Origin of the sequence: Oscillatoria salina IIICB1 (assembly GCF_020144665.1) — a bacterium.
Lineage (GTDB): Bacteria > Cyanobacteriota > Cyanobacteriia > Cyanobacteriales > SIO1D9 > IIICB1.
In genome coordinates this window covers 46,039-65,000 of sequence record NZ_JAAHBQ010000030.1, presented here as the reverse complement: position 1 = coordinate 65,000, position 18,962 = coordinate 46,039, and the positions used below count along the sequence as shown (strand labels likewise).

Below are 18,962 nucleotides of genomic sequence, written 5' to 3'. Positions count from 1 at the left end.
GGTAGCCGTACCGGAAGGTGTGGCTGGATCACCTCCTTTACAGGGAGACCAGAGAGGCTTTGAGGAAAGCTCTTTGCATACTCATCGAGACTCTCAATCCCAGGTCGAAACTAAGAGCAACAGCAAAGTGCTTGTCAACTGAAAGGTTAAGGGGAAAAAGGGCTATTAGCTCAGGTGGTTAGAGCGCACCCCTGATAAGGGTGAGGTCCCTGGTTCGAGTCCAGGATGGCCCAGGCAAAAAGCTCATAGCATCTCATCTAGAAGCAATCTAGAGAGAATGCTGGCGAGTAGAAAGCCAGCAAAAGAACCTTGAAAACTGCATAGTAACAGGTGAAAAAAGGTGCAAGCCGAGCACCAAACAAAAAAGAAAATGGTCAAGCTAGAAACGGCTAACGGTGGATACCTAGCCACGCAGAGGCGAAGAAGGACGTAGCAACCGACGAAACGCTCCGGGGAGCTGGAAGCAAGCATTGAGCCGGAGGTATCCGAATGGGAGAACCCCAAAGTACGGTCTGCCGAACACATAGGCAGAAACGAGCGAACCTGGCGAACTGAAACATCTTAGTAGCCAGAGGAAAAGAAAGCAAACAGCGATTCCCCAAGTAGCGGCGAGCGAAACGGGACCAGCCTAAACCACTGACTGCGGTGAGTGGGGTAGAGGGACAACCATCAGGGAAGAAAGAGGAGTTAGACGAAGCAGCGAAATCCTGCACCAGAGAAGGTGAAAGTCCTGTAGTCAAAAACCAATCTCACCCGGTTGAATCCCGAGTAGCGCGGGGTAAGTGAAGTCCCGCGTGAATCAGCCAGGACCACCTGGTAAGGCTAAATACTCCTGCGTGAGCGATAGCGAAACAGTACCGTGAGGGAAAGGTGAAAAGAACCCCGGCGAGGGGAGTGAAATAGAACCTGAAACCGTTAGCTGACAAGCAGTGGGAGCTCGATTAAACGAGTGACCGCGTGCCTGTTGAAGAATGAGCCGGCGAGTAGCAGGTCGTGGCAGGTTAAGGTGGAAAAAACCGCAGCCAAAGCGAAAGCGAGTCCGAAAAGGGCGTTAAGTCACGATTTGCTGACCCGAACCCGGGTGATCTAACCATGTCCAGGATGAAGCTTAGGTAAAACTAAGTGGAGGTCCGCACCGACCGACGTTGAAAAGTCGGCGGATGAGGTGTGGTTAGGGGTGAAATGCCAATCGAACCCGGAGCTAGCTGGTTCTCCCCGAAATGCGTTTAGGCGCAGCGGTTGTGTAGAAAGCTGTGGGGGTAAAGCACTGTTTCGCTGCGGGCTGCGAGAGCGGTACCAAAGCGAGGCAAACTCAGAATACCACAGCCAGCAGCAGCCAGTGAGACGGTGGGGGATAAGCTTCATCGTCAAGAGGGAAACAGCCCAGACCACCAGCTAAGGTCCCGAAATGGTCGCTAAGTGATTAAGGAGGTGGGAGTGCCGTGACAACCAGGAGGTTTGCCTAGAAGCAGCAATCCTTGAAAGAGTGCGTAATAGCTCACTGGTCAAGCGCTCCTGCGCCGAAAATGAACGGGGCTAAGTGACCTACCGAAGCTGTGGACTTGAAATTCAAGTGGTAGGGGAGCGTTCCGCATTAGGTAGAAGCACTAGCGGCAAGCAGGTGTGGACGAAGCGGAAGTGAGAATGTCGGCTTGAGTAGCGAAAATCTTGGTGAGAATCCAAGACCCCGAAACCCTAAGGGTTCCTCCGGCAGGCTCGTCCGCGGAGGGTAAGTCAGGACCTAAGGCGAGGCTGAAGAGCGTAGTCGATGGACAACGGGCGAAAATTCCCGTACCGTTTTCAGTTTGGGGTGGGTGACGGAGAAGGTTGTCACCAGCCGGGTGATGGTAGTCCCGGTGCAAGCGTACGAGGTGTAGAAGGACGGCGAAAACGTCCCGAGCTGAGTCGCGAGTCCGACCCGCTACGGCGGGGAAGTGGTAGAAATCCGGCTTCCTAGAAAAGCCCTGACCCCGTGAAGCTGAGAATGCCTGTACCCGAAACCGACACAGGTAGGGTGGTAGAGAATACCGAGGGGCGCGAGATAACTCTCTCTAAGGAACTCGGCAAAATGACCCCGTAACTTCGGAAGAAGGGGTGCCTACCGAGAGGTAGGTCGCAGTGAAGAGGCCCAGGCGACTGTTTACCAAAAACACAGGTCTCCGCCAAGTCGTAAGACGCAGTATGGAGGCTGACGCCTGCCCAGTGCCGGAAGGTTAAGGAAGTCGGTTAGGGGTAACCCGAAGCTGGCGACCGAAGCCCCGGTGAACGGCGGCCGTAACTATAACGGTCCTAAGGTAGCGAAATTCCTTGTCGGGTAAGTTCCGACCCGCACGAAAGGCGTAACGATCTGGGCGCTGTCTCGGAGAGAGGCTCGGCGAAATAGGAATGTCTGTGAAGATACGGACTACCTGCACCTGGACAGAAAGACCCTATGAAGCTTTACTGTAGCCTGGAATTGTGTTCGGGCCTGGCTTGCGCAGGATAGGTGGGAGGCAGAGAAGGTGTCCTTGTGGGGACACTGGAGCCAACGGTGAGATACCACTCTGGCGAGGCTAGAATTCTAACCATGACCCGTGAACCGGGAATGGGACAGTTTCAGGTGGGCAGTTTGACTGGGGCGGTCGCCTCCAAAAAGGTAACGGAGGCGCGCAAAGGTTCCCTCAGGCTGGTTGGAAATCAGCCCAAGTGAGTGTAAAGGCACAAGGGAGCTTGACTGCGAGAGTGACAACTCAAGCAGGTAGGAAACTAGGCCTTAGTGATCCGACGGCGCTGCGTGGAAGGGCCGTCGCTCAACGGATAAAAGTTACTCTAGGGATAACAGGCTGATCTCCCCCAAGAGTTCACATCGACGGGGAGGTTTGGCACCTCGATGTCGGCTCATCGCCACCTGGGGCGGAAGTACGTCCCAAGGGTTGGGCTGTTCGCCCATTAAAGCGGTACGTGAGCTGGGTTCAGAACGTCGTGAGACAGTTCGGTCCATATCCGGTGCAGGCGCAAGAGCATTGAGAGGAGCCTTCCTTAGTACGAGAGGACCGGGAAGGACGCACCGCTGGTGTACCAGTTATCTTGCCAAAGGTAGACGCTGGGTAGCCAAGTGCGGAGTGGATAACCGCTGAAAGCATCTAAGTGGGAAGCCCACCTCAAGATGATTGCTCTCATGGAGTTAATCCAGTAAGGTCACGGAAAGAACATCCGTTGATAGGCGCTAGGTGGAAGTCCAGTAATGGCTGGAGCCGAGGCGTACTAACAGACCGAGGGCTTGACCTCTATTCAATTCACCTGTTGCTTTGCAGTCTTGAGGGTTCTCAACACCAGCCCTGATGATTTTCCTGGTGCTGTTGGCGCAGTGGAACCACTTCGACTCCATCCCGAACTCGATTGTGAAACGCTGCTGCGGCNCTACGATACTGGTCGGGTTGCTGACTGGGACAATAGCTCGGTGCCAGGTTCCTTAATATACTAAAATCAAGCCCTTTTTTCGATAGGGGCTTGGTTTTGTGTTAATTATTAACGATCTAATTTGAAAAAACAACGTATTGATAGTTTATTAGTAAAACTTAAATTGTGTGCTTCTCGGCAACAGGCACAAAGGGTTATTCGTGCTGGAGAAGTTAAGGTAAACCAGCAAATAATTGATAAGCCTGGTACTGAAGTGGATTGTGAGGCGGAAATTGAAGTTAAACAAAAACCGCCCTATGTTTCTCGCGGTGGTGAAAAGTTAGCAAAAGCATTGAAAGACTTTTCTATTGTTGTAGAGGGACGGATTTGCTTAGATGGTGGCATTTCTACAGGGGGATTTACCGACTGTCTACTGCAAGAGGGGGCGAAGCGAGTTTATGGGGTTGACGTTGGTTATGGGCAAGTTGCTTGGAGTTTGCGTCAGGACTCTCGCTTAGTATTGAAAGAACGAACCAATCTTCGTTATTTAACACCTGAAAAATTATATGAAAAAGAACAACCTGCTGATTTAGCAGTCGTAGACGTATCGTTTATTTCTTTAACAAAAATTCTTTTAACTTTATGGCATTTACTTTTACCACCACGGGAAGCAGTATTGTTAGTGAAGCCGCAGTTTGAAGTTGGTCGATCGCTGGTTGGTAAAAAAGGTGTTGTCCGTAATTCTCGCGATCAAGCTAATGCTATTTTCCAAGTAGTCGAAGCCGCAGAACAACTAGGATGGAAAGCTAACGGTTTAACTTGGTCGCCGATTAAGGGTCCAGCCGGAAATATAGAATATCTCCTCTGGTTAACTACAAATTGCCCAAGCCCAGTGTTTAATTTAGACAAAATTAAACAGACTACCGAAACTGCGACAAATTATTTAGCTTAAATTTGAGAACCTTCGCGTCATAGTTGGCAATTGGTGCTTTTATGAGTTGAACAAAAACTTTTTTTAAGTAATAAAAGTGTCTTTTGAGCTTTCATCCAATTGTCGAGATGACGATCGCTTTGTTTTACTTAGGCGCATCTTGCTGTTTGTGTCTGACTCTTCTAGGCGAATCTGAATTTTCGGACCAGAACTAGCCAAACGTACAACCATTCCATCAACCACAGTCGTGCGAACGATCCTTTTGCCATCAATGTAGGTTCCATTTGCGCCTAAATTGACTAATTCCCATTCTAAATCGTTACGCCTAATTTCTACATGGTGACGGGAAACTACCGCGCTATATAAAACCACTTCATTATCAGTCGATCGTCCAATCCGAATGACTGATTCTGGTTCAAACACCCAGCTTTGAATGGGTATGGCTTGGAGAGGATGCAGCAGAGTAAGTGTTATCACTGGTGTTCCATCTGTCAAACAATAAGTGCTGATTGGGCTGGAACCTCGTCGCCTTTCCACAACTATTGTGGGGCTTGTTTGTCCACAACAGACTTTATCTCTAAGTCTACCGTAGTATCATCAGAAGTCGCTTGTACTGATTTAAAATTGATTTGATGGACTAGAAGTTTCAACTTTGAGCAACTATTCTTATTTTTCCGAGGATACATGAGTTGTGGCAAAACTAAGCGAAGAAAACGCAAAAGCAGTAATAAGGCTGCTTTTGTTAAAGCTCCTGAGTGGCAGTAAAACCACGTCTCGATCGAGCAAAAGTCGTCGCTATGGGGATTGACCACTACCATTAAGGAATTATCTAATATCTTACGGTTTGTTGCTAGATGCTCAAACCCCTCACCCCCCTGATTCAGGTAGTAATGAGGAGTTTGATTTTACTGTGAGGAAGTGCTAGGAAAATGAAACAATGAAAGGACTTCTCTATTTAATTAGAGAGCGCCTGCGTTAGCTAACCCTAAAATTACCCCAGTCCCTAAAATATGACCGAAGCTAGCAACTGCCAGCAGTTCTGGAATGCCAAAGTTACCTAAAATTGCTGGTTTTGAGGCAGGTAAATCTGGACCTTTACCAGGATTCTGGATTGCGAAGCGTCCAATGACAAAAGCAAGTACGTTGCAAGCAATCATAATGATGGCTACGGAAAGATTCCAAGTTGGTGTTGGAGGTACGGTTGTTTGAACGGCAGCAAGGATTGTTGAAGGAATCATTTTTTTGCTCCTGACTTGATAAACTTTTATAAACAAAAATAATTATAAAAATCTCTCTGGACAAAACCTAAATTTGTTTCAAGAGTTAACAGTTATTCAAAGTTTTGCTACAAAACTGACAAATATCAACAAAAAATCAACAATGCGAGTTAAGATTTGCGGCATCACTAAGCCAGAACAAGGAATTGCGATCGCTAACTTTGGTGCTACCGCACTTGGGTTCATCTGCGTGCATCAATCCAAACGCTATGTCACTTCAACACAGATGAAGGCAATTGTCAAGCAATTACCTTCATCTGTGGGAAGGATTGGTGTTTTTGCTGATGCTACTTTACCAGAAATTGTGGCAATTGTTGTCGATTCTGCTTTGACAGGCGTACAACTTCACGGTCAAGAAACACCCGAATTTTGTCAGCAATTAAAGGAATTGCTACCGAAAGTAGAAATTATCAAAGCTCTGCGAGTGCAAAATTGGGCGTCCTTAGCCTTGGAGTCGGCTTATGCAAATTGTACAGATAGCTTGCTTTTAGATGCTTATCATCCGCAATTGCTAGGTGGTACAGGAGAAACTCTCAACTGGGAAGCTTTAAGCAACTTTCGTCCGACGCGCCCTTGGTTGCTAGCGGGAGGGCTGACACCAGATAATATTTTATCTGCCCTGGAAAAAGTCAAACCGGACGGCATCGACTTATCCAGTGGCGTCGAGCGATCGCCCGGTGACAAAGATTTAGCTAAAGTAGCTCAATTGTTTGCTAAGCTACAGCAACAGAAAAAACTGTTTTGCTAAATAATGTGAGTAATGACCGATGCTGACTAGAAACAATTAAAAGAAACTAGGCTGATGGCGAATCAAATTGAGAAATTCCTCTCTCGTTTTCTGCTCTTTTTCAAACACACCTACCATCGCACTGGTAACAGTCCAAGAGCCAGGTTTTTGTACGCCTCGCATGACCATGCACATATGAGTTGCTTCCATTACGACTGCAACTCCTTGAGGTTCCAACACAGTTTGAATTGCTTCAGCGATTTGGCGAGTTAGGCGTTCCTGAACTTGCAAGCGTCGGGCATACATTTCCACAATCCGGGCAAGCTTACTCAAACCGACAACTTTTTCGTTAGGTATATAAGCTACGTGAGCTTTGCCGATAAAGGGCAGGAGGTGGTGTTCGCAAAGGCTGAAAAAGTTAATATCTCGCACTAACACCATCTCATTGTGTCCTTCATCAAAGATGGCGCCGTTAACAATTTCTTCTAGAGACTGATTGTAACCCTGAGTCAGAAATTGCATCGCTTCTGCTACTCGTTTAGGAGTTTTCAGCAATCCTTCTCTGTCGGGGTCTTCGCCAACACCCTCTAAAATGTCCCGGACGGCATCCATCATTTTTGCCTTTTCTGGTTCGCAAGCAGTTTCTACTTCTGCTTGCCTACCGATATGGGTATTGCGATCTGGTCTGGTGCTAAGAGGTTGGGATGTGTTCTGCACAACTGAATTTTTTCCGTTGGGGATTGAAGTAGATGGAGAGCGATGGGAACCATTAGAAGAAGCAATTGTCATGATTAGAAAAAAGTAAAATTCGTCCTCGTATTGGGCTAAAAATCTCGTAGAGATTAATAAATGAACTTGGTTACAACTAAACCTTATAAACTTCCAGCACTAGGCATGATGGTCATTTCTTCTACGACTGCTTGCTCTGGGAGTAGAGCGGCGTGAAGAATTGACTGAGCAACAATTTCTGGGGTTAACATTATCTGTCGGTTGAAGTCAGCTTGTACTGTTTCTGTATCCCAAATAGGTGTATTAACAGCACCAGGAGAAATAACGACGACGCGAATTCCATTAGCTCTTTCTTCTGCGGCAAGGGTTTTAGACAAAGCAACTAGTCCTGCTTTACTAACACTGTATGCACCCCAACCAGGAAAGGGATTAGCCGCCGCAACTGAAGCAACATTAATAATTGTACCCTTCTGGCGATCGCGCATTATCGGTAAAATACCTAAAATACATTGAAAAACACTCGTCAGGTTCAAATTTATTACTTGCTGCCAATCACCGAGAGGTGTTTCGCTAAGATTGCCTGTGTAGCCCATGCCAGCATTATTGACCAATATGTCAATAGAACCAAAATCGGCAGCAAGCTCGGCAATTTTTTCTTTGACTTGCTCGATTTTCTTTAAATCTAAACTGTAAGTTTTTGCTTCTACTCCTGCTTCTTGAGCAGCTCGAGCTACTGCTGCTAATTTTTCTTCTGAACGAGAAATTAAGGCTAAGTCAATTCCTGCTTTAGCAAATTGCAAAGCTGTTGCTTTCCCAATTCCACTACTTGCCCCTGTGATTATGGCACGTTGTTTAGTTGGAGAAGAAGTCATAGCGATTTTGGGTTTTGTTGTTTTCTGTTAACTGCTCTTTACCAACAAAGAAAATGTTTTAAAGAGCTATTGCTTTTTAATCTTAATGCACAAAAAATCAATCAACGACTAAGCTTAAATTAGTTAGAAACTCTAATCTTTTGCTAGTAGTTTCTAGGTTTTTTATCTGAGCTTGAACTTATCAAGCTAGGCAGAAGCACGTAAGTAATTCCTAACTATTGGTCACCTAGTCAAACTGATTGCAAGCCATTCATTTACCTGAAAAATCCTTTTCTTAACCATGCTGTGTAAGAACTGGATAAATTAAGAGCAAAGCACTGACATCCTCAGATTTAAGTTAACGATCGGATGCCAAGGGAAAATTGATTTTTAGTTCAAGGTAAACTTTTGTTACTTCTGAATTATATCATTCTCAGAATCACCTTGCAGAAACCACAAAATATATTTTCTTAGCATAAAAATCAGTTTTTAGCAAGTATTTGTAATTTTTAATTACGTTTAACTGACTTCAGCCGAGAGTTCGAGAAAAACCCCAACTTGGCGAAACTTTTGGTAGCGCAAGTCACGACGTTGTTGATTAGTCATCAGCGATAATTCTTCGAGGTTTTTAAGAAGTGCTTGTTTGAGAAGAGAGGCGGCGGCTAAGGGATCTGAGTGAGCGCCCCCGGTGGGTTCCGGGAGTAGTTCATCGATAATACCCAACTCTTTGAGATCCCAACTGGTTATTTTCAAAGCGGCGGCGGCTCGATCGGCTTTTTTGGCATCTTTCCAGAGAATAGCCGCACAAGCTTCGGGAGTAGCGACAGTATAAACTGCGTGTTCCAACATTAAAACGCGATCGCCAACACCAATCCCTAAAGCGCCACCAGAACCACCTTCACCAATTACCGTACAGATAATCGGTACATCGAGACTAAACATTTCGCGTAGATTGTAAGCGATCGCTTCACCCTGACCGAGTTTTTCCGCTTCTACCCCAGCCCAAGCACCAGGAGTGTCAATAAACGTCAAAATTGGCATAGCAAAACGATTAGCGTGTTCCATCAAGCGCATCGCTTTACGATAGCCACCTGGGGAAGCCATACCAAAATTACGAGCCACATTATCTTTCGTATCCCGACCCTTTTGATGTCCCAGCATGACCACCGGACGACCTGCTAAACTAGCAACTCCTCCTACCAAAGCCGGATCGTCACTTCCAGCGCGAGATCCGTGTAACTCGAACCATTCATCGCTGATCGCCTGAATATAATCTAATGTAGAAGGTCGTCTGGGATGACGTGCCATTTGTAGGCGTTGAGCCGGAGTTAAAGTACTGTAAATTTCTTTGCGAAGCTGCACCGCTTTTGCCTCTAGCTGGTGAATTTGCTCCGATACATCGACATTATTTTCGGCTGCTAGTTCCCGAATTTGGTTAATCCGCGACTCCAATTCCGACAGGGGTTTTTCAAAATCAAGAAGAAAGGTTTTTCGCTCAGTCGTTGCCATAATTAGTGATTTGAGACTGGAAATTAGTAGTTAATAAAGGCTAATGGGTAGGAAAAATTAGTCACCTTCTTGTCCAAAAGTTGACGATTACTGATTAATGTGGTAAACAGCAACTTGTTTCAGAGGTAACTAAAAATATCCTCCCATTTTTTGAGCCTTTAAAAGCCTAAAAATAGCTAATAACTACTAACCTACCAGGTCAACAGGGGTTTAAAGCCGTGTTTAAGAGAAGCTTGACCGATTTGTTCCATTTTGGCGACAGTAATTTGATTGCGTCCCCAAGAAAAGTTAGTATGCCACTGTTCAAATTCCAAGAGTATCGCTTCGGCAAAACAAGCAAATAATTGGCGATCTGGAACATCCATTTCGACAATTTCCATGATTTTCCAGTCAATATCGAGGGAATGCTCGACAATTCCACCCTTAAGAACGCGAACATCAGGATGTTGAATTTTACTATCTAAATTTTTCGGATAGCCACCATCGATCAGTAAACAAGGTTTGGGCAATACCGTAGCATCAATTTCCACACCTTTAGGCATACTCGCTACCCAAACGATGATATCAGCCAGAGGTAATGCCTCTTCCAATCCGAGAATTTTCCCGCGTCCTAACTCAGCTTGTAGCGAGATCAAACGTTCTTGATTGCGAGCAATCAGTAACAAATCTGCCACATCAGTTTTCGCATCAAGCCAGCGACACACTGCACTACCAATATCTCCGGTCGCTCCACAAACTGCCACTGTTGCGCGTGACAAATCTATTCCCAGCTTGGCTGATGCCTGCTCAACCTGACGGCAAATAATATAAGCTGTATGGGTATTACCAGTAGTAAAACGCTCAAAGTCCAACTCTACGTTTCGTACCCGCGTATGTTGCTTCAGATTAAAGTTTTCAAAGATAATCGACGAAAAACCACCTAAAGCCGTAATATCTAAACCAGACTTTTGAGCAGTCGCCATGGCATTCAAAATTTTCCGGATCGCAGCTTTAATCCGCCGATTAGCGAGCATTTCTGGGAGAAAACAAGATTCTACATAGCGACCTTGAATAACTTGACCAGTAATACTGGTAACAGTAAAGTCGTCAACAATTAGAGATGGTGCCGAACACCAAAAATCTAACCCTTCATTGGCATATTCAGAATAGCCTAATTCTTGAGCAACCGCTTGGGCGTGTTCCAAACTGGTAAGATGACCGATAAGACCAAACATGAATTGTTCGCTGTTATTTAGCTTAAATGGGGCAACTATTAAGGTAAGGCTAAGAAAATATTAAGTTTTCAAGATAAGACACAAATTTGCCGCTCTTGTCGAGCGGCTGTCGAAAAAAGCTGCTCTTGTCATTAGTCATCAAAGACAAATGACACCTAAGCCAACAGTAGACTAAGCCGCAGCAAGACCGTAAGCACTCATCCGCATAATTTCGCGAGTGGTAAAGCCAATATTGCTCAAAGCTTCGCCATAGCTAATCATGAAGTCTTCGACTAAAGCTTCTTTCTCCATCGCCAGAGTGCGAGCATCATCTTCTACCTGATTGAGCATTTTCCAAACAATAGGCAGATTTTGGCGATTTGCTTCTTCTAGTTCCGCCTTAGACTCGGCAAAATGTTCTTTGAGCCAAACTTCGCCAAAGTTCAAGTGACTGTACTCATCTTTGACGACACCTTCGGTGATTTTACGCGCAAAAGGATCGGCAACAGGAATATAGATGTTGTAAGCTGAGATTGCAAACGCTTCGATAATCAGCGCTTGAATTAGTAAGCAAGTAACTACTTTGCCTTCAGAAAGTGCCTTTTGGAAATTACCGTGCAGTTGAGCAAAATACTCCTTGGCAAAGTCCAGATCGGGAGTGACATTTAAATTCCGTCCACAAGCTTGAAATCCTTTTTTATGACGGCTTTCCATTTTCGAGAGGCGAATCAATTCCTGCTCGTGTTCTGGCAGCAGTTGAGCTAGTTGAACGTAATTTTCGTAAGCTTCTTGTTCGCCTTCAATAACGATCGCGTTAATCCGGCTGTAGGCATCTTTGTAAGTTTCGCTGTTGAAGTCTAGCTTTGGGCTGACTGCAAGCTCTTGCATAGGTTGATTGTCTCCTATGGTTTTATCTTTAACAGTATTGAGTGGCTGAACTCGTTTGCTTGAGTTCCAAGTTTTGCAAGTTTTTTCTTAACCACTCCTTATGTTATCGACAGTCCCCGCGATCGGACTATTTCATTCTAAAAATTTCCTTGCGTTCACCTAAACTCAGCCAAAATAGCGGTTTCTGTGCTAATTGCTTTTTCCTTAACTGTCTGGGCTGGTTTTCGGTTGCGCCCTAATTGCATCAAGAGCAAAGGTTACACCTTTGAGTGCCATTGTTTTGATTGTTTCGGGTAATCCTTTGATTCCGTAGGGTTTGGCATCTACTTCGCTTGTCTCTAACATTAAGCCACGTTCTGCGAGGAATGAACTAACTAGGTTAATAGCGGGATGAGGTTCTAAGTTAAAGTTGCTACTATCCGGTTGAGTATACTTCTGCAAAGCTTTGCTGTAAACAGCGATTCTTTCTTCGTTGACATTTTGTAAGCCCAGAAACTTGACGATACACTGAGCATATTTTTGGTAGTCGAGTTGGAGTAGTACCCGACGAATTGTGCTGTATGATGGTAGTCTTTGCTGATCTACGCCAAGTAATTCAATTAATTCGCTTTGGTAAGCGTCTATCCAATCGCCGATCGCTAAAAATCCTCTATTCCCTGCGGCGATCGCTAAGGTAAATAGAGCTAGACACAAAGAAATACTATGTCTTTGTCCTGCTTTTCTGCGTGGATCTGGTAAGTCAGCAAATGCTTCTAGAATTGCTGCTTGCTGCATTTGGGCTTTCCTCAATTACTCGTCTTTTGCCTAGAATTGTACTTTTGTGTGTTTAAATAGTTCCCAAAGCCGAGAATAACTTATCAGATTATACTAATATCGGTATAAATACTTATCAATGGCTGGAAAATATTGGTTCAAGTCTATTGCTACTAACAGCACTTTCTGGATTCTACTACTTTTACTATTGGGAGTGGGTTTGATTTTACTACCTCTGGGGGTAGTTTTCTTCACTTCTTTAAGTCCTGCTGGTACTGCTGCTGGCGAAGCTATTCCTCTTGATTCTCTCACTTTTGCTAATTATCGCTCGGCTTGGGCGCGAGGCGATTTTCTGCTGGCGTTTGCTAATTCTACTTTTGTTGCTTTAGCTGTTACGGGTTTTCAATTGCTCACTTCGGCTTTGGCTGGTTATGCTTTAGCAAGACTGAAGTTTCGCGGTCGTCAAGCAATTTTATTGCTCATTTTGGCTACGTTGGTGATTCCTTTTCAAATTTTGGTAATTCCAATTTTTTTAGTGTTGAAGTGGGGACATTTGATTAATACTTATGCGGCGTTGATTTTGCCTACGGCAGCTAATGGTTTTGGCATTTTTTTGATGCGACAATATTTTAGCACTGTACCTGTGGAGTTGGAGGAAGCTGCGGCTTTAGATGGAGCTAATCGCTTGGCAATTCTCTGGCGAATTATGTTACCTTTATCTCGTCCAGCTTTGGTAACTTTGTTTTTGTTTACTTTTATTGGTGAGTGGAACGATTTATTTAAGCCTTTAATTTTTACGACACGACCAGAGTTAAGAACGGTACAGCTTGCTTTAGCTGAGTTTCAAGAACAGTTTACTAATAATTGGTCTTTGTTGATGGCGGCTGTGGTTATTGCGACAATCCCGGTGATTTTGTTATTTTTAATCGGTCAGCGACAGTTTATTCGCGGTATTGGTACCACAGGAATTAAAAATTAGCAATTAGCTAGGAAGTTAAGACGTCGTATTGTCAATTAAAAATTAAGGAATTGCGATTGGTTAAATTAGGTGAATTGGAAAATAAATTGATAATTAATAATTGCCGCTCGCTAATTCTGGAAATTGTCATCAAGTCTCGAATATCTCGCTGAAATACGATCTAAATACCAAATTAATTAGGAAATTAGCGATTTTGTTTAACTAATAAAAAAAATAGCGTTTTTCTAGTTCAAAGACAACATGAGTAAGGCGCAATTCAGAAAAACAACTAATACTAAAAAACTACAAAATTCCTTAATATTGTATTCAGCCGGAGGAATTTTGATTATTAGTACAATAGTGGCATTTGCCAGCGTTAGTCCTTTATATAATCGTTTAAAAGAAAGAGAAGAAAGAAATTTACAATCTGCTGTGTTGCTGCGAACATTAGTAGTTGATGAATTTTTAGCAGGTGCAAAAGATATGGCTTTACAAATTGCCAGTAGGACTCGCGCGCGTAATTTATTAATCTCCTATAATCAAGGGGAAATAAATAAAGAAGAGTTCATTGCTGCTAGTACGCCAATTATCGAAGATGCTTTAAATCAATCAAAAGATTTAGTGGGAATTAGTCGTTTAGATGCCAATAGTAACTTGGCAATTCAAGTAGGAAAAAGAATTCCGCCTTTTTTAGGGGAAATACCTAAATTAAATACAAATGAGGCTATTGTCGGTCGTCCAATTCAATTAGATGGCGAACAATATTTAGTTGTGGGAGCGCCGATTATTAATTCCAATGGAGAGCGAGTAGGCACAGATCTAGTTTTATTGACAACTTTTAGTTTACAGCGAATTGTTAAAGATTATCTTGGTTTGGGAGAGACAGGAGAAACTATTTTAGGAGCAGTAGATAATGGTGAAGCTGTTTTATTTTTTCCCTTGAGAGATTCTACTCAAACTCCTAGCGATCTCCTAAAAAATACTTTTGAAAAAACGGTAGCAGGCGATACGGGTTTATTAAAAGATGAAAATAGGGGTACTGAAGAAAATGTAATTGCGTTTGGAGCAATTACTGAGAGTAATTGGGGCATTATTGTGAAAATGAATCCTAATGAACTGTATGCCTCGGTAAATCAAGAAATCGTGAAAATAGCAGCAATTGTCGTAATTTTAAGCTTGTTGGGAACGGTCGGAATGGTATTATTGTTGCGTCCTTTGGCGGGTCAGGCAATAATTAAAACTGATGAGTTAGAACGAGAAGTTGAGGAAAAAGAAAGGTTATTGACAGAGAAAACAACCGCTTTAGAACTCGAACAAAATCGGCGGATTTTGGTGGAACAAGTTTTGCAACAAATGGATGAGTTGAATGCTTCCTCCCGACAAGTTGCTGAAGCAGGTTTGGTGGCAGGAAATAGTGCGAAAAAAATGTTGAATTTGGTTGAAGGAGGAACAGCCGCAGTTAGTCGTACTCTGGAAGGAATGAATATGTTGAAAGAAAATGTTCGCGCGATCGCCAAACAAACTACATCTCTGAGTCAGAGTACCCAGGAGATCGGCAAAATTATCTTGTTAGTGAGTGAAGTTGCTAATCAAACGAATATGTTGGCTTTAAATGCCGCCGTAGAAGCAGTTCGGGCTGGAGAACAAGGAAAAGGTTTTGCGGTGGTTGCGGCGGAAATTCGTAAATTAGCAGACCAAAGTCGTAATTCGACGGCTCGAATTACGTCTGTATTAGCAGAGATCGAAAAATTAATTCATTCGACGGTGATAGCAACTAATGAAGGAATAAAAACAGTAGCCCAGAGCGTGCAAATTGCTCAAGAAACGGAACTGGTGTTCGATAGTTTTCGCGATGTGGTTTCGCAAGTGGTAGCTCGTTCCCAAGAAATTTCTTTATCTACTCAAGAACAAGCTACTGCTATTCAACAGGTTGTTGATGCAATCAAAGTGATTAATCATGAGCGAACGACTTTAATAATGAGGAAGCACTAAATTGCTCAAGAGTCAATAACTTTTAAGCGAACCGTTCGTTCGCCCGCGTCATCTAAATGCACTTCGATAACTTCATTGGTGAGGGTTTCTAGACAGGTAAGTAACGATCGCAGATGAGGGTTACTTGCTCCGGTATCGACGTAGAGGCGATCGCTGAGACTACCGAGACGTTTCCAAGTAGTATACAATTTGGCGACGGTTTGTTCGAGTTGGGTAGCTTGTTTGACTAAGTCAGCCGCCGTATTTAAACAGTCGAGACGTAAAGCTTCATCCAGTGCCATTTCCATGTCAATCGATGAGTTGCGCAGAGTTTGCACTTGGGCTGCTGCATCGAGATATTTTGCTAAACTTCGAGCATCGGTGGTTAGTTGTTTAACTGTATCTACATCAGGACTTTCGGCTACTTCTCGTTGTATTTGACTCAGGTGCGAGTTCGGTAATTTTTCTAACTCTTTCACTAAAGGTGCGAGGTGACGGGGAGGTAAAGTGCCTTCTGCTGCTTTTGATTTTACTTCTTCGGGCAGCAATTCCGAATTCATGGCTGTCCATTCGTCAGCGAGTTGCTTGACTTCCCGACGAGTGATGCGAGAACCATTTTGGGCAGCTTCGCTAACTAATTTTTGCACTTCTGGAGCCGATTTCGCAGTTTCGACAAATGCCCGTTTGCTAAAGTTATTAATTGTTTCGGGATCGAGTTGTCCTGCTTCGAGGAGAGTATCAGCACTATTGGCTAATTGAATTAAAGCATAAGCTTGACTTTTGGTAATTTCTCTGCTTTTGAGCCAATTGAGAAAACCCGTCCCGCGTCCATCGCCGCCTTTTTTTTCGCGATCGCGCACTGCTCGCATAATCCGTCCCCGCCAAATATCGGTTTGCAGATCGAAGCGATCGCAAACTTTCCATGCGTATTCGATGCGATCGTTAAATTCGTTTTCCTGAATTGCTTCGTCTTCGGGATCGGGAAGCTCGAAATTCAGGTCTACTGGCGTTTCCAGGATCGCAGCCAGTTCGGCGGTAGATTGGGGAATTTCAACCATAAGCAGGGATAGACAGGAGAAATTGTTCTGATTACTCAATTTTACAGTACACCACTGCTGGGGTTTTTGGCTGCTTTCTGCCGTTCCTAGCCACAATCACTAGATCGAGCAGTTTTTCTGGTAGATAACTTAGTCGAATAAATACACTATTTTTTCTAACTTTCTGTATTATTTAATACTTTTTTTTAGGTTTTTGCTAAACTTCACCAGTTAGTTTTCTCGGAAAAGAATAATTGCCGCAGTCAAAGGGAATTGCTCTTTCGAGGGAAGATTGAATCGTTTAGCTTTAACCTTAAAAGAGAGTCAAGATCGGTATTTTCAACTATCAACTAACTTGACCGAGGAATTCAGCGATCGCTATTTTACTATAACAAGATTAATCAATTATGTATTATCCGAGAATCTACGGATACAACATCCAAATCTTCTCTTTCACTATACTCTCCTGGTGGCAAGGGAAAAAACTTCCTGTGACAGTTTAAAAATTTGAATGTCCGCCAGTCAGTTTCGAGTTAACAGGATAATAATTATAGTAGCAACTATTACTGTTTCCTAGGTTGGGCTAGGCGAGCGAGCGCTGCCAAAGTTTCAGCGATAGAGTTAAGTAAAATTTTGTGCAGCAAAGTGATATTTCCTGAATTTAATCGGGAATAATAAAAAAAGAACTAACTGTTGCTGTAGTTGTCTAAAAAAAGTTTCCAGGGATTTACAGCTACCTATCTCTGGTTATTTCTAAACTAACATGATGTGATGTAGCTTGGAAATTATCAAAAATGATTACACAGTTAAAAGACAAAATCGCCGTTCTACAAGAAGGGTCGAAGGCAGACAAAATGCTAGAAAGATTACCAGTTGAAGTCAAAAAATGGGCAGAAGGTTTACCCTGGAAAGAGCGCCGCTACGTTTTATCTTTATGTCATCTTTTATGTGCGGCATCTCCAGAAATGCAAGCACAATTTCTGGACGATTATACGGCTGATGGTTTAATTGCTAAAATTTTACAAGACCAAGATGCCCAAGAAAGAGTTCAGTTTTATTTAAGATTGTTTCGGATCGATACTAAGCTAACTGGTTCAGTTCTGAGAAAATATATCAGGCAATTTTACATTCATTCGGCTCAAGATGTTAGTCGCCAACCAGATAAATATTTAGAGTCAGCTTTACGGTTAGTAGTTAATTCAGAAGAACAAAGTCATGTCCTCAACTATATTTTAGGCTTTGAAATCATCAAAATGATGTTTCAAATGAGTTGGCAACAACACGAACGTCTGTATCGCATTCAAATCAATCAGGAAGAATTTTACAACAAATACATCAAGCGAATTCAGAACGCTCACCGACTAAATGGGATTATTGTGCCTAAAGATGAGCGAGTATTTTTTGCCAAACGAGATTATTTTGTGCAAAAACCCGAAATTGGAGCGAAAAAATTAATTGAATTAATTCTGGTAACATTTACCACGGAAGCTGTTTGCGAACTGGGATTTTCAATTGGGCGTAATATTAAACATTTGATTTTTGATTACGACTACATTTTTCAAAGGGAAACGGAAGGAATATTTGCTAGTTAAATTAACTGGGTAAAGCAAAAAAGAAAAAATTAACTAATAACTCCGAGCGAGTAGAAATTAGCAGTCATCAGGGCAAAACTAATTACTTTTTAACCACCTGAACAGACAAGGTTAACCGCAGGAGTTTAGCTAGGCGATCGCTACTATCGGTGACAGCCAAATCAGTAGCTTGTTGAGCCATCTGTGCCAGTTGTGCAGGATTAGCAATTAACTCTAAAACCTGGGTTTTTAAGATTTCTGGTGTGAGTTGTGCTTGAGGGTAAACTAAAGCCGCCCCAGCACTTTGAAAAACTGCTGCATTGTAAGCTTGATGATCTTCAGCCGCGTAGGGATAAGGAATTAAAATTGCTGGCGTTTTCGATACGGCTAATTCAGTCAGAGTTCCCGCTCCGGCGCGACTAATTGCTAAATTTGCTCTTTGTAAGAGTGCTGCCATATTCTCATAAAAAGGCAGCGATAAATATTGGGGATGTTCGAGAAGATGAACGTCAGGATCTCGATCTCCAGTTAAGTGAATGAGATAGGCACCAGCCGCAAACCACGCTGGGGCGCATTCACGTACCATTTGATTAACTGCTACTGCTCCTTGGGAACCGCCAACAACGACGATAAGAAAGGCAGATTCAGGAATAGGTAAATCTAGTTGTTGAGGAGTAAGAAAAATCGAACGCACGGGAGTTCCTACCCAGACAGTGCGGCTGCGGGGTAAATATTGGGCTGCTTCTGAAAAACCGAGAGCGACAGAAGTACAAAAGGGAGCAAACCAACGAGTTACCTTTCCAGGGAGAGCATTAGATTCGTGGAGAATAACTGGCAAACCCAGGGAACGAGCAGCGAGAATTGTCGGACTAGCAATGTAACCGCCCGTGGTAAAGACAAGTTCAATCTGACGCTCTTTGAGAAGCCTGCGTACTTGACGAATTGAACCAGCAAGGCGTTGGAAAATGCGGAGGGTATTCAAGCCAAAACGTTCTTGAAATCCCTCGACAGCGATGGTATGTAGAGGATATGATTCGGGAACGAGTCTGGTTTCTAGGCGATCGGGAACGCCAAGCCACTCAATCTGATAATCTGTGAGTTTTTCTGCTACTGCTAGGGCGGGAAATAGATGTCCTCCAGTTCCGCTAGCAGCAATGAGCAAGGGAATAGGTGTTTTTGTCATCTGTAT

The 18,962-nt window shown here is 43.6% G+C and carries 15 protein-coding genes, 1 tRNA gene and 3 rRNA genes (1 of these 19 running past the window's edge); 9 read left to right on the top strand and 10 right to left on the bottom strand.

Going from position 1 to position 18,962, the window contains the following annotated elements:
* The 5 genes from G3T18_RS10930 to G3T18_RS10910 form a co-directional block, all read left to right on the top strand.
* Positions 1 to 39, top strand: a 16S ribosomal RNA gene (locus tag G3T18_RS10930) (it extends 1,452 nt beyond the left edge of the window).
* Positions 40 to 159: 120 nt separating this feature from the next.
* Positions 160 to 233, top strand: a tRNA-Ile gene (locus tag G3T18_RS10925).
* A gap of 139 nt (positions 234 to 372) precedes the next feature.
* Positions 373 to 3,267, top strand: a 23S ribosomal RNA gene (locus G3T18_RS10920).
* 61 nt (positions 3,268 to 3,328) lie between these two features.
* Positions 3,329 to 3,448: ribosomal RNA gene (rrf, locus tag G3T18_RS10915) — 5S ribosomal RNA — on the top strand.
* Together the 16S, 23S and 5S rRNA genes with 1 tRNA gene alongside form the textbook arrangement of a ribosomal RNA operon.
* A 72-nt stretch (positions 3,449 to 3,520) precedes the next feature.
* Complete coding sequence (locus G3T18_RS10910) at positions 3,521 to 4,330, top strand: TlyA family RNA methyltransferase (RefSeq protein WP_224410587.1); 810 nt, start codon at positions 3,521 to 3,523, stop codon at positions 4,328 to 4,330.
* A gap of 63 nt (positions 4,331 to 4,393) precedes the next feature.
* Here G3T18_RS10910 and G3T18_RS10905 read toward each other — a convergent pair whose 3' ends face one another.
* Positions 4,394 to 4,786, bottom strand: coding sequence for an FHA domain-containing protein (locus G3T18_RS10905; RefSeq protein WP_224410586.1), 393 nt, complete (start codon positions 4,784 to 4,786; stop codon positions 4,394 to 4,396).
* A gap of 482 nt (positions 4,787 to 5,268) precedes the next feature.
* Positions 5,269 to 5,547 carry a photosystem I reaction center subunit PsaK gene (gene psaK, locus G3T18_RS10900; protein WP_224410585.1) on the bottom strand — a complete coding sequence of 93 codons (279 nt, stop codon included), beginning with the start codon at positions 5,545 to 5,547 and terminating at the stop codon, positions 5,269 to 5,271.
* Positions 5,548 to 5,689: 142 nt separating this feature from the next.
* Here psaK and G3T18_RS10895 point away from each other — a divergent pair, with 142 nt between their 5' ends.
* Entirely contained in the window at positions 5,690 to 6,334 is a 645-nt protein-coding gene (locus tag G3T18_RS10895; protein ID WP_224410584.1) for a phosphoribosylanthranilate isomerase, read from the top strand.
* 36 nt (positions 6,335 to 6,370) lie between these two features.
* Here G3T18_RS10895 and folE read toward each other — a convergent pair whose 3' ends face one another.
* From folE to G3T18_RS10865, 6 genes are all read right to left on the bottom strand, one after another.
* Positions 6,371 to 7,102, bottom strand: a complete 732-nt coding sequence (gene folE, locus G3T18_RS10890; protein ID WP_224410583.1) for a GTP cyclohydrolase I FolE — start codon at positions 7,100 to 7,102, stop codon at positions 6,371 to 6,373.
* An 83-nt stretch (positions 7,103 to 7,185) separates the two neighbouring features.
* Entirely contained in the window at positions 7,186 to 7,914 is a 729-nt protein-coding gene (locus G3T18_RS10885; protein WP_224410582.1) for an SDR family oxidoreductase, read from the bottom strand.
* A 498-nt stretch (positions 7,915 to 8,412) separates the two neighbouring features.
* Complete coding sequence (gene accA / locus G3T18_RS10880; protein ID WP_224410581.1) at positions 8,413 to 9,402, bottom strand: acetyl-CoA carboxylase carboxyl transferase subunit alpha; 990 nt, start codon at positions 9,400 to 9,402, stop codon at positions 8,413 to 8,415.
* A 191-nt stretch (positions 9,403 to 9,593) separates the two neighbouring features.
* Entirely contained in the window at positions 9,594 to 10,616 is a 1,023-nt protein-coding gene (locus G3T18_RS10875; protein WP_224410580.1) for a long-chain acyl-[acyl-carrier-protein] reductase, read from the bottom strand.
* 171 nt (positions 10,617 to 10,787) lie between these two features.
* Positions 10,788 to 11,483, bottom strand: coding sequence for an aldehyde oxygenase (deformylating) (locus G3T18_RS10870; protein ID WP_224410579.1), 696 nt, complete (start codon positions 11,481 to 11,483; stop codon positions 10,788 to 10,790).
* Positions 11,484 to 11,687: 204 nt separating this feature from the next.
* On the bottom strand, positions 11,688 to 12,257 hold the full coding sequence (locus tag G3T18_RS10865) for a transposase family protein (RefSeq protein WP_224410578.1): 570 nt from the start codon (positions 12,255 to 12,257) through the stop codon (positions 11,688 to 11,690).
* Between the two features lie 118 nt (positions 12,258 to 12,375).
* Here G3T18_RS10865 and G3T18_RS10860 point away from each other — a divergent pair, with 118 nt between their 5' ends.
* Both G3T18_RS10860 and G3T18_RS25755 read left to right on the top strand, forming a co-directional pair.
* Positions 12,376 to 13,215 carry a carbohydrate ABC transporter permease gene (locus G3T18_RS10860; protein ID WP_224410577.1) on the top strand — a complete coding sequence of 280 codons (840 nt, stop codon included), beginning with the start codon at positions 12,376 to 12,378 and terminating at the stop codon, positions 13,213 to 13,215.
* A gap of 339 nt (positions 13,216 to 13,554) precedes the next feature.
* A complete protein-coding gene (locus G3T18_RS25755; RefSeq protein ID WP_224410576.1) occupies positions 13,555 to 15,186 on the top strand; it encodes a methyl-accepting chemotaxis protein in 1,632 nt (543 codons plus the stop codon).
* 5 nt (positions 15,187 to 15,191) lie between these two features.
* On the opposite strand, the gene G3T18_RS10850 is transcribed toward G3T18_RS25755, so the two are convergent.
* Positions 15,192 to 16,223: a hypothetical protein gene (locus tag G3T18_RS10850; protein ID WP_224410575.1), complete on the bottom strand. Its 1,032-nt coding sequence runs from the start codon at positions 16,221 to 16,223 to the stop codon at positions 15,192 to 15,194.
* 773 nt (positions 16,224 to 16,996) lie between these two features.
* On the opposite strand from G3T18_RS10850, the gene G3T18_RS10845 reads away from it, so the two are divergent.
* Positions 16,997 to 17,794 (top strand): cobyrinic acid a,c-diamide synthase, encoded by a 798-nt coding sequence (locus G3T18_RS10845; RefSeq protein ID WP_224410574.1) that lies wholly within the window; start codon positions 16,997 to 16,999, stop codon positions 17,792 to 17,794.
* Between the two features lie 82 nt (positions 17,795 to 17,876).
* On the opposite strand, the gene murG is transcribed toward G3T18_RS10845, so the two are convergent.
* Positions 17,877 to 18,956 (bottom strand): undecaprenyldiphospho-muramoylpentapeptide beta-N-acetylglucosaminyltransferase, encoded by a 1,080-nt coding sequence (murG, locus tag G3T18_RS10840; RefSeq protein WP_224410573.1) that lies wholly within the window; start codon positions 18,954 to 18,956, stop codon positions 17,877 to 17,879.
* Positions 18,957 to 18,962: the final 6 nt, after the last annotated feature.

Coding starts and splice junctions, on each gene's coding strand:
- psaK (WP_224410585.1), bottom strand. CDS start 5,547: ATGATTCCTTCAACAATCCTTGCTGCCGTTCAAACAACCGTACCTCCA.
- G3T18_RS10895 (WP_224410584.1), top strand. CDS start 5,690: ATGCGAGTTAAGATTTGCGGCATCACTAAGCCAGAACAAGGAATTGCG.
- folE (WP_224410583.1), bottom strand. CDS start 7,102: ATGACAATTGCTTCTTCTAATGGTTCCCATCGCTCTCCATCTACTTCA.
- G3T18_RS10885 (WP_224410582.1), bottom strand. CDS start 7,914: ATGACTTCTTCTCCAACTAAACAACGTGCCATAATCACAGGGGCAAGT.
- accA (WP_224410581.1), bottom strand. CDS start 9,402: ATGGCAACGACTGAGCGAAAAACCTTTCTTCTTGATTTTGAAAAACCC.
- G3T18_RS10875 (WP_224410580.1), bottom strand. CDS start 10,616: ATGTTTGGTCTTATCGGTCATCTTACCAGTTTGGAACACGCCCAAGCG.
- G3T18_RS10870 (WP_224410579.1), bottom strand. CDS start 11,483: ATGCAAGAGCTTGCAGTCAGCCCAAAGCTAGACTTCAACAGCGAAACT.
- G3T18_RS10865 (WP_224410578.1), bottom strand. CDS start 12,257: ATGCAGCAAGCAGCAATTCTAGAAGCATTTGCTGACTTACCAGATCCA.
- G3T18_RS10860 (WP_224410577.1), top strand. CDS start 12,376: ATGGCTGGAAAATATTGGTTCAAGTCTATTGCTACTAACAGCACTTTC.
- G3T18_RS10850 (WP_224410575.1), bottom strand. CDS start 16,223: ATGGTTGAAATTCCCCAATCTACCGCCGAACTGGCTGCGATCCTGGAA.
- G3T18_RS10845 (WP_224410574.1), top strand. CDS start 16,997: ATGATTACACAGTTAAAAGACAAAATCGCCGTTCTACAAGAAGGGTCG.
- murG (WP_224410573.1), bottom strand. CDS start 18,956: ATGACAAAAACACCTATTCCCTTGCTCATTGCTGCTAGCGGAACTGGA.